Raw genomic sequence first — 11,140 nt, 5'->3', positions numbered from 1 at the left:
GGCGCCCGGGCCCCGCGCGACCGGCCCGGCGGGCCGTCACCGCGGATCGTACGCCAGTGCCGGACCGGCCGAAGTGAAATCGACCGGATCCGGATCCCCTCGCCCTCCGCGCCGCCGCGTCCGCGCCCGTCGGATCTCCTGTCGCGCCTTCCGCCGGGCCGGCCGCCGGGCCCTGCCGCGCCCCGGCGCACGGCGTCACCCCGCGGGCCACTCCTCCTCCAGCGCCGCTACCAGCCGCGCCCGCCCGCCCGGGACACCCGGTGCCCCGGGCGCGGCCACCGGGCCGCCACCCTGGGCGCCCGCCGGGGTGCCGGGCCCGGCGGGCGCATCCGTACGGGCCTGGTCCAGCCGCAGCGCGGCGGCGCGCCCGCGCAGGGTCAGCGTCATGAGCTGGTTGCCGAACCACGGCCCCCCGGTCCTGCGCCAGTCCAGCCGGGTCGTCGCGGCCCGCCCGTGCCAGGCGAAGAGCCGTCCGATCCGCCGCCCGGCCCGGCTCCAGCCGAAGCGGAAGCCGTACCGGATCGCGGCCGGGATGCTGCCCCGCACGGGCGAACACGTCAGCTGCCGCACCCGGCTGCGCGGCGGCTGCGGCCACCGGGACCAGTCCGGCTCGGCCACGTACGCGTGGTGCACGTCCCCCGACAGCACGCTGACCGTCGCCGGGGCGGCCGGGCCGCCGCCCACCTTCGCGATCAGCTCGGTCAGAGCCTCGAAGGACTCCGGGAAGGCGGACCAGTGCTCCAGGTCGCCGCGCTGCCGCAGGTTCTCCGCCAGCCGCGCCCAGCGGCGGCCGCGCGCGCCGCCGCACACCGCCGCGTTCCACGCCTCCACGTCGTGCACGAAGTGCGGCAGCAGCCAGGGCAGCGAGGTGCCGATCAGCAGGTGGTCGTACGCGCCGGACCGCCCCGTGGCCCCCGCGCCGCCTTCCCCCTCGGCCTCCGGACACTCCGAACCCTCCGGCCCGGTCGCCGCCTCCGAGCTGTCGAACCGGTCCACGCCGTCCAGCGCCTGCTCCCGCAGCCACGCCATCTCGGCCTCGTCCAGCATCGCCCGGCCGCCCTCGCCCAGCACCCGCGCGGCCCGCGTGTCCACCATCAGCAGCCGCACCCGCCCGAAGTCGCGGCGGTAGCTCCAGCGCGTGTACGCCGGGTCGGCGTCGGCCCGCGCGGCGAACTCGCGCAGCGCCGCCGTGCCGTCCACCTCGCCGTCCTCGCCGCGCTCGGCGCGCACCCGCGCGTACAGCTCGTCGGCGGCCAGCTCGGCGGGGGAGAGGTTGCCCAGGTGCTGGTAGACCCAGTACGACATCAGGCCGCTGAGAATCCGCTCCCGCCACCACGGGGTGGCGCGCATCCGGCGCAGCCACGCCTCGCTGGTGTTCCAGTCGTCGATCACGTCGTGGTCGTCGAAGATCATGCAACTGGGCACGGTGGACAGCAGCCAGCGCACCTCCGGGTCGAGCCACGACTCGTAGTACAGCCGGGTGTACTCCTCGTAGTTCGCCACCTGCGTCCACGGCGGCTGCCGCAGGTCGCGGCGGGTGGCGAGCCAGCGCCGGGTCGCCGCCGAGGTCTCGTCCGCGTACACCTGGTCGCCCAGCAGCACCAGCACGTCCGGCCGCTCGGCGCCGGGCGCGGTGGCCAGGGTGTGCGCGAGGGTGTCGAGCGCGTCGGGCCCCACCGGGCCGTGCCCGCCGCCCGCGCCGTCGCCGGGCGGCGCGGCCCAGCGGCAGGAGCCGAAGGTGACGCGCACGGTCCGCTCGGCGGTCCCGGGCGCGGGCGTGCGGATGGTGCTGTCGGGGAAGCGGGAGCCGGGCAGCGGCCAGACCTGCTCGCCGTCCAGCAGCACCCGGTAGGCGGTCTCGGTGCCCGGGCGCAGGCCGGTCACCGGGACCAGCGCGTAGTGGTGTCCCGCGACCCGCCAGGTGCGGGCCGTGCCGCCCGCGCCGTCGGCGCAGCGCACCTCGGCCTCGCACGGCCGGTCGGCCTCGATCCAGACGGTCGCGCCGCGACCGGTATCCCAGTCGGTGTGGCGCAGCAGTGGTCCCAGGCGCAGCCCGGCCATCCGGCCCTCCTCCGTCGTGCCCGTGAGGCGTCGTGCCCGTGAGGCGTCGTGCTCGTGAGGTCACGTCGCGCACGTCGCGTCGTGGCCGCCGTCGTGTGGGGACGTACGGTACGCAACGACGGAGGAGGGCGCGGAGTTTCCGGCGCGGCACCCGGCCGCCGGGCCCCCGTGCACCCGGCGGCCGGGGCCGTCCGGTCACCCGGGCGCCGGGCCCGAAGTGCACCGGCGTCCGGGTCGTCCGGACCGGAGCGGTCAGCAGCCGTTCAGGATGTTGCTGAGCGCGGTCTTCTCGGGGGAGTCGATGGACAGGCCGTAGTCGTGCTTCACCCACACCCACATACGCGCGTACGTGCAGTGGTAGGAGCTGCGCGGCGGCAGCCACTCGGACGGGTCCTTGTCGCCCTTGGCCTGGTTCACGTTGTCGGTGACGGCGATGAGCTGGGCGCGGGTCAGGTCGTTGGCGAAGTCCTGGCGCCGCGAGGTGGTCCAGCTGTCGGCGCCCGACCGCCAGGCCTCGGCGAGCGGCACCACGTGGTCGATGTCCACGTCGGAGGCGGCGTGCCAGGTGGCGCCGTCGTACTCGGAGAACCAGCTCCCGCTGGTGGCCGCACAGCTGGAGTCCGTCTGGACGTTCGTACCGTCGCGCTTGAGGACGACCTCGCGCGTGTTGCAGGTGCCGCTCTGGGTGATCCAGTGCGGGAACAGGTCGCGGCTGTAGCCGGTCAGCGAGCCCTCGGCGCGCACGGCCAGCGAGGCGAGGTAGGAGCGGGCGGTGGACGCGCTCGGCGGGGTGGGCGGGGACGCCTGGGCGGACGGCCCGCTCAGCACGACGGTGCCGAGGAGGGCGGCGAGCCCGCCGACGACGGAGGCGTGACGCGCGTAGACGCGGGACCTGGTCCGGGTGGTGCGCAGTCGGAACATGCGAACTCCCTTGTGCGGGTTGCGGGGGGATGGCGGCGCGGGTGCCCGGCCATGGTGTGGGGGGTTGATTGCGGACGGGTTGGCGCCAGGTAACAGCGTTGCGACGCGGGCATGTCAAAAACAAGGCGTGTCCGTTTGATTGCGGAGTGCGGCTTTGCGCCCGGCGTGCGGAAGTGCTCCCCAAAGGGGCGCGACGGCCGTGCCGGGCGCCGTCGCCCGAGCGCGTCCCGGGCACCTCCCGGCCCCTTTCCGGACCGCCCGCCGCCGGTGCCGTATCGTGGACCCCAGCAGAAGGGGATTGGCATCCTCCCCGGTCTAAAGGCCGGGGATTCCCGCCTGCTCCCACCGGATGGGTGAGGGCTTCGGGTGGGTTCCTGCTTCGCTGCGCGGTGCGGGCACGGGTGCCCGTCTTACCTGCGCTCCACAGGCTGACACGGCCAGTCCGGCCGCCTTGGCGACGTTGACCGCCGCGTTGATGTCCCGGTCCAGGACCGCCCCGCATGCCCCGCATGTCCATTCCCGGACGTGCAGGGGCTTGGGGCCGTCCTTGACACCGCACTGCGAGCACACCTGAGAGGTCGGCTCGAACCGGCCGATCTTCACGAAGGTGCGCCCGTACTGGGCGGCCTTGTACTCCAGCATGCTCACGAACGCCGACCATCCGGCGTCGTGGACGGACTTGGCGAGGCGCGTGCGGGCGAGTCCCTTCACCGCCAGGTCCTCCACGGCGACCGCTTGGTTCTCGCGGATCAGCTTCGTGGAGAGCTGGTGGTGGAACTCGCGGCGCGCGTCCGCGACACGGGCGTGTGCCCGCGCGACGCGGATCCTGGCCTTGTCCCGGTTCTTGCTGCCCTTCTCCTTGCGGGACAGGACGCGCTGCGCCTTCTTCAGGCGCTTCTCGGCCCGGCGCAGGAAGCGCGGACTGTCGATCTTCGTCCCGTCGGAGAGGACCGCGAAGTGCCCGAGCCCGAGATCGACGCCCACCTCGGGCGCGACCTCGGGCAGGACTTCCTCCGGACCGGTCTCCACCACGAAGGAGGCGAAGTACCGGCCCGCGCTGTCCTTGACCACGGTCACCGTGGACGGCGTCGACGGCAGCGTGCGCGACCACTTCACCTTCAGGTCGCCGATCTTCGGCAGGCGCAGCTTGTGCCCCGGCGTGATCGACCAGCGGGCGTTGGCGGTGAAGCGGACGGCCTGCCGGGTGTCCTTGCGGGACTTGTACCGGGGCGCGCCCATGCGGGGGCGCTTGCCTTTCAGGCCGTCGAAGAAGTTCCGGTACGCGGTGTCCAGGTCGCGGAGGGACTGCTGGAGGACGACCGCCGAGACCTCGCCGAGCCAGGCCCGCTCGGGGGTGTTCTTCGCCTCGGTGATCAGCTGCTTCGACAGGTCCCCGGTCTTCGGGAACGGCATGCCTTCGCTGCGGGCGGTCTCCCGAGCGCGGAGCGCGTCGTTGTAGACCACCCGCGCGCACCCGAACGCCCTCGCTAACGCTGCGCGCTGACCGGCGCTCGGGTACAGGCGGAAGCTGTACCGAAGCTGCATGCGGATCATGATACACAGTTGGTTTATGGGTATCGATGAGAACGTTCGCGCAGGCCGCCACTGTGTCTTCCGGATGCATGTCCACTTGGTTTTCGTGACGAAGTACCGGCACTCCGTCTTCGCCGACCGGCACCTGACGCGCTGCGAGGAGATCATGCGAGCCGTGTGTGAGGACTTCGAGGCCGAGTTGGTGGAGTTCAACGGCGAGGCCAGCCACGTCCATCTGCTGGTGAACTTCCCGCCGAAGGTAGCCGTGTCCAGGCTGGTGAACTCCCTCAAGGGCGTGTCCTCGCGCAGGCTCCGCCAGGAGTTCCCCGACCTCGCCCGCCACTACTGGCGGGCACAGCGCCTGTGGTCCGGCTCGTACTTCGCCGGGTCGGCCGGCGGTGCGCCGCTCAGCATCGTCAAGCAGTACATCGAGCAGCAGAACCGGCCGCACTGACCTGGAGTGAGGCGAACAGACGGATCCTGCACCCAACTGAGGCCAGAGCAGTTCTCAGATTCGCTTCACCACCGGGCTGAAGCCTGGTGCACTGCGAATAGACCCGGTAGCGGGCGGCGAGGTTGGCCGTCGTGATCTGGGTCAGGTCGCCGAACTCGGCCACCAGGATCAGCGTGAAGCCCGCCCCGGCGACCTTCCAGAAGCTCTGGTCGGCAGGCTCGCGGACGTCCCTCCCCGCCTCGTCCCTCTTCAGCAGCAGCGCCGCCGCCCCCGCGAGGAACAGCAGGCCGACCACCGCCCGCAGCGGCCGGTGCGGCAGCAGGGCCAGCACGCTGCCCGCCGCGATCGCCAGGCCCACGTGGACGGCGAAGGCGGGCTACGACGCCCGCGAAGACGTGGGGCGCGCGGTAGCGGGTGCCGAGGACCAGTCCGGCGAGCGCCGTCTTGTCGGGCAGTTCGGCGAGGAAGACGACGCCGAAGACCACGGCGGCGACGGTGAAGCTGAACACGGGACACCTCATCGGTCGGGCCGCGCCGAGGGGCCCGGGAGAGGCGCCGCTTCGGCACGGCAGCGTAAGGACACTGCGGCCGAAGGTCTCGCTGGCGTGACGCCCCCCGGGCGCGTTCGCGCGCCGGGGCCGGGACGCGCGGGCGCGTCCGGCGTAACGCTCCGGGCGCCGGCCCGCGCGTGAAACGGCGGGGGCAGTATGTCGACGGTCCGGCGAGGAGCTACGACGACCCGCTGTCGGTGGGCGTCGGCGCGGCGCTCGCCCTGTGGGCCGTCGCGGGCCTGGGCATCGTCGGCGGCCGCACGCTCATGCGGTACGTGCCGCTGCGGCTCATCACGCGCGTGGCGGCGCTGGTGATGCTGGCGCTCGCCGGATTCAGCCTGTACGAGGCGGGGGCGGGCTGACGCCTTCGCGGCTCGCGCGGTCTGCGCGGAGCGGGTCGGCCCGCGGCGTGCCGCCGTCGCGCCAGGGGAGCAGGAGCGGGGTGGCCAGCAGGAGCAGCCCGGCGAGCGCGATGGCGGCGCGGGCACCGGCCAGGCCCGCCAGCAGGCCCCACAGCGCGGTCAGGGCCGCGGTGGCGGCCTTGCCGGTGACCGACCAGGCGGTCAGCGTACGGGTGACCCGGTCGGCCGGCGTCCGGTCGAGCCGGTAGGTGGCGTACACCGGGTTGAACACGCCCGCGCACGTGATCAGCCCCAGCTCGACGGCCATGACGAGCACCAGCCCGACCGGGCCGGGGCGCACGAAGGCCAGCCCGAGCGGCCAGCCCGCGCGCAGCGCCCCGGCGGTGAGCAGGACCGTACGCCGCCCGAACCGCGCGACGAGCCGCGGGGCCAGCCGCGAGCCGACCAGGCCGCCGAGGCAGGGCACCGCGAAGGCTAGGCCGTAACTCCAGGGCGCGAAGCCGAGGCGGCCGACCATGAGGACCGCCAGCGGCGGCGAGGCGGCCATGATCAGGCCGTTGACGAGGACCGTGTTGAAGAACAGCGGGCGCAGGGCCGGGTCGGCCAGGATGAACCGCCAGCCGTCGAGCAGACCGCCGCCGCGCCGCCGCCGAGGCGCGCCGGCCCGCGCAGGGTCAGACGGCGCGTCGACGCGCGTCGGAGCGGGCGGCTCGCCGCCCCGCGCGGGGCGCGCCTCCTCGGCCCGCGCGGGGGCAGGCCGGGCGTCGGCCTGAGCCGGGGCAGGCCGGGCGTCGGCCCGCGCGGGGCGCGGCTCCCGGCCGCCGATCGCGCGGATCCCCGCCGCCGACAGCAGGAAGCTGACGGCGTTGGCCGCGACGGTCGGCACCGGCCCGAGCGCCCCGGTCGCGGCCCCGCCGAGCGGCGGCCCGAGCACGGTGGCGGTCCACGTCGTGGCCTCCAGCCGCCCGTTCGCGGCCAGCAGGTCCTCAGGGCGTACGAGGGCCTTCAGACAGGCGCCGCTCGCCGCGTTGAAGGTGATGTCGGCCGCGGCGACGACGGCCGACACGGCCAGCAGCTGGACGAGGCCGAGCCGGCCGAGCGCGTACGCGGCGCAGACGCTCGCCAGCGCCGCGAACCGGACCAGGTCCATGGCGGCCATCACCGGCCGCTTGCGGCGGAACTCCACCCAGGCCCCCAGCGGCACCGCCACCGCCGCGCCCACCGCCAGCCCGGTGGCCGCCAGCGCCGCCACCTCGGCCGGCCCGGCGTCCAGCGCGAGGATGGCGATCAGCGGGAACGCGTCGAAGGCGAACCACGTGCCGTACGTGCTGACCGCGTACGCCGCCCACAGCCACCGGAACGCCCGCCCCGGCGACCCCTTGCCCGCCATCCCCCGCGCACCCCCCGCAGCCCGTCGGCCAGCACCCTGCTGACCCGGGCCATCCAAGCGACCGCCGGACGGGCCGAGCAAACAACCGCCGCACCGGCCACCCACAACCAACGGTTGTACGACTAGTGCCGCGACCGGCGAGGTTTGCCCGTCAGGGAGCGTCGTTCGGTGCGTGCGATCGCAAGGCGGCCGGAAGTCCTGGTAGCGGAGCTACCAGGACTTTTGGCCAACGCCGCGAGCGTGCGTGCCGGGCGGCGCGACGGGGCGAACCTCGCCGGGAGGGGCACTAGGGTGTCGGGCGTGGATCTCGCAGCCGTACGGACCTTCGTCGCGGCCGCCGACGCGGGGCAGTTCCAGGAGGCCGCCGCCGACCTGTCGATCACCCAGCAGGCCGTCTCCAAGCGCGTCGCCGCGCTGGAACGGGACCTCGGCGCCCGGCTGTTCGCCCGTACGGCACGCGGGGTGCGGCTCACCGTCGACGGGCAGGCGTTCCTGCCGCACGCCCGGGACCTGCTGCGGGCCGCGGAACGGGCCGCCGCCTCCGTACGGCCCGGCCGCCGCCCGCTGCGCGTCGACGTGATCGGCCGCCGGCTCGCCCCGGCGGCCCTGCTGCACGGCTTCCACCGCGCGCACCCGGAAACCGAACTCGACGTGGTGACCCTCTTCGACGCCGACGCGGCCATCGACGCCGTCCGGTCCGGCGCCGTCGACGCTTCCGTCCGCGCCGTCACCCGGCCCGCGCGGCTGCCCGACGGCGTCCGGGCCACCCCGGTCCTCGACGAGCCCCTTCACCTGCTCACCGGCCCGGCCCACGCGTTCGCCGCCGCCCGCGCCGTCCCGCCCGCCCGGCTCGCCGGACACCGGATCTGGATGCCCGGCATCGTGGCGGGCACCGAGTGGGCCGCCTACTACGCCGACCTCGCCGCCGCCTTCCACCTCACCATCGAGGCGACCGGCCCCTACTTCGGCATCGAACCGCTCCTCGACGCCCTCGCCGCCTCCGCGGACCTGGCGACCTTCGTCGGCGAGCAGACCCGCCTGGACTGGCCCGCCGACCACGACCTGCGGCGCGTCGCGGTGCGCGACCCGACCCCGGTCTACCCCCACGCACTCCTCTGGCACGCCGACAACCCCCACCCGGCCCTCACCGCCCTCCGCGCCCACCTCGGCTCCCCGGGACCCGGCGACCGCGCCGGGGCCTGGGTTCCGGCGTGGGCGCGGTGAGCGGTCCCGCTCGGGCCTGAGCGGCAAGGGCGGCGAGGTCGGCCTCGGAAGGCGCCGCGGCGTCACGTGCGACCAGTGATGCCGACGGCCCCCACCTGGCACCAGGTGGGGGCCGTGGCGTACCGGCTCAGGGGTGTGCTGGGGCGAGCGTGGGGGCCGGAGACTACAGGCTGAGCGTCCGGGTCTTCACGCCCTCCACGAACGCCGACCACGCTCCGGTCGGGAAGGTCAGGGCCGGGCCGTGGGGTGTCTTGCTGTCCCGGACCGGAACGGAACCACCGGCGGCGGCCGACGGCACCCACTCAAGGCAGTTGCCACCATCACCACCGCTGTACGAGCTCTTGACCCACTCCGCGAACGCCGACCACTCCCCGGTCGGGAAGGTCAGGGCCGGGCCGTGGGGTGTCTTGCTGTCCCGGACCGGAACGGAACCACCGGCGGCGGCCGANAGGTCGGCCTCGGAAGGCGCCGCGGCGTCACGTGCGACCAGTGATGCCGACGGCCCCCACCTGGCACCAGGTGGGGGCCGTGGCGTACCGGCTCAGGGGTGTGCTGGGGCGAGCGTGGGGGCCGGAGACTACAGGCTGAGCGTCCGGGTCTTCACGCCCTCCACGAACGCCGACCACGCTCCGGTCGGGAAGGTCAGGGCCGGGCCGTGGGGTGTCTTGCTGTCCCGGACCGGAACGGAACCACCGGCGGCGAGCGACGGCACCCACTCAAGGCAGTTGCCACCATCACCACCGCTGTACGAGCTCTTGACCCACTCCGCGAACGCCGACCACTCCCCGGTCGGGAAGGTCAGGGCCGGGCCGTGGGGTGTCTTGCTGTCCCGGACCGGAACGGAACCACCGGCGGCGGCCGACGGCGCCCACTCAAGGCAGTTGCCACCCTCGCCACCGCTGTACGTGCTCTTGATCCACTCCACGGCGGCGGTGGGCTGGGGGGTGCTCATCTGGCGTGTTCCTCCGTGATCTGGCGGATGAGAGCCAGCGACCTGTCCGGCGACAGGGCGGCGGCGCGCAGCCGCTCGTACGTGGCCTGTGCGCTGGCCACGGCCGTCGCGGAGTCGGTCACGTGCCCTTGGTCCCTGCTCTCCGAGTAGACGACGGAGGGCCCGTCGTCCTGGGTCAGCAGGATAAACGGAAGGCTCGATGCTGGGGCGCCGGCCTCGAAGGGCAGCACCTGCACCGTGACGTGCGGCGTCACCATCTCGGCCGCCAGAGACTCCAACTGGTGCACCATGACGGCGTGGCTGCCCACGACGGTCCGCAGGACCGCCTCTTGCAGGATCACCCACAGCAGCGGCGGCTTCTCCCGCCCCATCACCTCGTACCGGCGCAGCCGCGCCTCCACCCGCGCCTTGATCTGCTTGTCCGTCTCCCGGGGATGAGTCGACCGGAAGACGGCCTCGGCGTAGTCCGGAGTCTGCAACATGCCCATGACGAACGCGTTCGAGTAGTCGCAGATCGACGTGGCCTCCCGCTCCAGCTTCAGGTACGGGATGAACCAGCCCGGGTGGCCGCGCTCGCTCACCCGGCGCCGCAGCCGGGCGAAGTACCCTGGCGTGTTGAAGACGCGGTCGCAGGCGGCCGCGAACTGCTCCGACGCCATCAGCGAGCCGCCTTCTACCTTCGTGACGTACGGCCGCTTGTAGTGGGCCTCGTCCGCGAGCTCCTGCTGGGTCATTCCCGCGTGCTCGCGGGCGAACTTCACCTCCTGGCCGAGGTACGCGGCTCCGTCCTGCGGCTCGTCCGGCTCCGGACCGGCTGATGACTCCACGCGCCCAACCCTCCGATGTTCCACGCGGTTTGGAACTCTGTTCCCCCTGTTGTTCATACCAGGCTTGGGTAATCCTGGTGATGGCAAGACGGCTTGGCAACCCGCCAGGAGTAAGCGCAGAACGTACGTACGAGGATGTCTCGATGCTGACCACCCTCGGCCCCACCGGCCAACGCCCACGCAACTCCGAAGAGATAGCACAGACGTTGCAGGGCGCCCTTCGGGAACACGGGTGGGCACTCGGGGTCTACCCCGAACCATCCGACGGCGAGCCTTTTGTGTCCCTGCCGCTGTTGCCCGGAGAAGTGGCCGAGCGCATCGCGGAAGGGCTGCGCGCCCTCTTGGCGGGCAAACGCGCCCCCTTGCCCGCCGTGACCGCCGAGCGTGCGCTGCGGGAGGCGCTGGCACGGCCGGAGGTGGCCAGGGCGCTGGTCGGCGCGCTGAGCCATGGAGGTGGCGGTGAGCAGCGAAAACCCTGACTACGTACCTGGTCTCGGGGAGCTGGTCGCCGACACCGGCCACGACCGGATCGGCGTCGCGTGGGGCTGGGACGGAGAGAAACTGACGCTCCGAGAACCCGCCGGGCCCGAAACGTGGAACACCACCGAATTCCGTCAGGCGACCAAGGGTGAAGAGCTGCGCGCCCGCGTCGCACAGGCCAACGCCGACAGCCGTTGGCGGCGCGGGTGCGAACTCCACGCACTTGCCGGGAGGCTTTCTCCTGACGCCTCGGAGTGCCCGCGAGATTCCAGAAACGGGGAACCGTGAACCGAAGACCTGACCCGGCATGAAGACGACTTGAGCGTGCGGTAGGCGTCTCACAGCCCCACGGGCGTGGGATTCTTCCTCCGGGGCTGCGCGCTCT

At 73.5% G+C, this 11,140-nt stretch carries 11 protein-coding genes and 2 pseudogenes; 5 read left to right on the top strand and 8 right to left on the bottom strand.

What is annotated here, in order from left to right; translation table 11 throughout:
• Positions 1-195: 195 nt before the first annotated feature.
• The 3 genes from RKE29_RS10695 to RKE29_RS10685 all read right to left on the bottom strand — a co-directional run bounded on the left by RKE29_RS10695 (position 196) and on the right by RKE29_RS10685 (position 4,527).
• Positions 196-2,061 carry an alkaline phosphatase D family protein gene (locus RKE29_RS10695; protein WP_312004910.1) on the bottom strand — a complete coding sequence of 622 codons (1,866 nt, stop codon included), beginning with the start codon at positions 2,059-2,061 and terminating at the stop codon, positions 196-198.
• Positions 2,062-2,313: 252 nt separating this feature from the next.
• On the bottom strand, positions 2,314-2,982 hold the full coding sequence (locus tag RKE29_RS10690) for an HNH endonuclease family protein (protein ID WP_312004908.1): 669 nt from the start codon (positions 2,980-2,982) through the stop codon (positions 2,314-2,316).
• A gap of 315 nt (positions 2,983-3,297) precedes the next feature.
• Positions 3,298-4,527 carry an RNA-guided endonuclease TnpB family protein gene (locus tag RKE29_RS10685; RefSeq protein ID WP_312004907.1) on the bottom strand — a complete coding sequence of 410 codons (1,230 nt, stop codon included), beginning with the start codon at positions 4,525-4,527 and terminating at the stop codon, positions 3,298-3,300.
• 25 nt (positions 4,528-4,552) lie between these two features.
• Between RKE29_RS10685 and tnpA the strand changes: the two genes are divergently transcribed.
• The gene (tnpA, locus tag RKE29_RS10680) at positions 4,553-4,969 is read left to right on the top strand and encodes an IS200/IS605 family transposase (RefSeq protein ID WP_312004906.1); all 417 of its coding nucleotides are present in this window, start codon (positions 4,553-4,555) and stop codon (positions 4,967-4,969) included.
• Positions 4,970-5,075: 106 nt separating this feature from the next.
• Here tnpA and RKE29_RS10675 read toward each other — a convergent pair.
• Positions 5,076-5,478 (bottom strand): annotated as a pseudogene (locus tag RKE29_RS10675) (TMEM165/GDT1 family protein); the annotation flags it as partial.
• Positions 5,479-5,699: 221 nt separating this feature from the next.
• Between RKE29_RS10675 and RKE29_RS10670 the strand changes: the two are divergent.
• Positions 5,700-5,882 (top strand): annotated as a pseudogene (locus RKE29_RS10670) (TMEM165/GDT1 family protein); the annotation flags it as partial.
• Here RKE29_RS10670 and RKE29_RS10665 read toward each other — a convergent pair.
• A complete protein-coding gene (locus tag RKE29_RS10665; RefSeq protein WP_312004905.1) occupies positions 5,854-7,272 on the bottom strand; it encodes an MFS transporter in 1,419 nt (472 codons plus the stop codon). The pseudogene RKE29_RS10670 and the gene RKE29_RS10665 overlap by 29 nt on opposite strands.
• Before the next feature lie 300 nt (positions 7,273-7,572).
• On the opposite strand from RKE29_RS10665, the gene RKE29_RS10660 reads away from it, so the two are divergent.
• Positions 7,573-8,496 (top strand): LysR family transcriptional regulator, encoded by a 924-nt coding sequence (locus RKE29_RS10660; protein WP_312004904.1) that lies wholly within the window; start codon positions 7,573-7,575, stop codon positions 8,494-8,496.
• Between the two features lie 163 nt (positions 8,497-8,659).
• Here RKE29_RS10660 and RKE29_RS10655 read toward each other — a convergent pair whose 3' ends face one another.
• The 3 genes from RKE29_RS10655 to RKE29_RS10645 all read right to left on the bottom strand — a co-directional run bounded on the left by RKE29_RS10655 (position 8,660) and on the right by RKE29_RS10645 (position 10,275).
• Positions 8,660-8,986 carry a DUF397 domain-containing protein gene (locus RKE29_RS10655; RefSeq protein ID WP_312004912.1) on the bottom strand — a complete coding sequence of 109 codons (327 nt, stop codon included), beginning with the start codon at positions 8,984-8,986 and terminating at the stop codon, positions 8,660-8,662.
• An 87-nt stretch (positions 8,987-9,073) separates the two neighbouring features.
• Positions 9,074-9,448, bottom strand: a complete 375-nt coding sequence (locus RKE29_RS10650; protein WP_312004903.1) for a DUF397 domain-containing protein — start codon at positions 9,446-9,448, stop codon at positions 9,074-9,076.
• On the bottom strand, positions 9,445-10,275 hold the full coding sequence (locus RKE29_RS10645; RefSeq protein WP_312004902.1) for a helix-turn-helix transcriptional regulator: 831 nt from the start codon (positions 10,273-10,275) through the stop codon (positions 9,445-9,447). The genes RKE29_RS10650 and RKE29_RS10645 overlap by 4 nt, the downstream gene beginning before the upstream one ends.
• Before the next feature lie 143 nt (positions 10,276-10,418).
• On the opposite strand from RKE29_RS10645, the gene RKE29_RS10640 reads away from it, so the two are divergent.
• Together RKE29_RS10640 and RKE29_RS10635 are read left to right on the top strand one after the other, a co-directional pair.
• Positions 10,419-10,754 carry a hypothetical protein gene (locus RKE29_RS10640; RefSeq protein ID WP_312004901.1) on the top strand — a complete coding sequence of 112 codons (336 nt, stop codon included), beginning with the start codon at positions 10,419-10,421 and terminating at the stop codon, positions 10,752-10,754.
• Positions 10,735-11,043: a hypothetical protein gene (locus tag RKE29_RS10635; protein WP_312004900.1), complete on the top strand. Its 309-nt coding sequence runs from the start codon at positions 10,735-10,737 to the stop codon at positions 11,041-11,043. Before RKE29_RS10640 ends, RKE29_RS10635 begins: the two co-directional genes overlap by 20 nt.
• Positions 11,044-11,140 lie beyond the last annotated feature (97 nt).

Origin of the sequence: Streptomyces sp. B1866 (genome assembly GCF_031932565.1) — a bacterium.
Classification (GTDB): domain Bacteria; phylum Actinomycetota; class Actinomycetes; order Streptomycetales; family Streptomycetaceae; genus Streptomyces.
This window is presented reverse-complemented; position numbering and strand designations above follow the sequence as displayed.

Coding starts and splice junctions, on each gene's coding strand:
- RKE29_RS10695 (WP_312004910.1), bottom strand. CDS start 2,061: ATGGCCGGGCTGCGCCTGGGACCACTGCTGCGCCACACCGACTGGGAT.
- RKE29_RS10690 (WP_312004908.1), bottom strand. CDS start 2,982: ATGTTCCGACTGCGCACCACCCGGACCAGGTCCCGCGTCTACGCGCGT.
- RKE29_RS10685 (WP_312004907.1), bottom strand. CDS start 4,527: ATGCAGCTTCGGTACAGCTTCCGCCTGTACCCGAGCGCCGGTCAGCGC.
- tnpA (WP_312004906.1), top strand. CDS start 4,553: ATGGGTATCGATGAGAACGTTCGCGCAGGCCGCCACTGTGTCTTCCGG.
- RKE29_RS10665 (WP_312004905.1), bottom strand. CDS start 7,272: ATGGCGGGCAAGGGGTCGCCGGGGCGGGCGTTCCGGTGGCTGTGGGCG.
- RKE29_RS10650 (WP_312004903.1), bottom strand. CDS start 9,448: ATGAGCACCCCCCAGCCCACCGCCGCCGTGGAGTGGATCAAGAGCACG.
- RKE29_RS10640 (WP_312004901.1), top strand. CDS start 10,419: ATGCTGACCACCCTCGGCCCCACCGGCCAACGCCCACGCAACTCCGAA.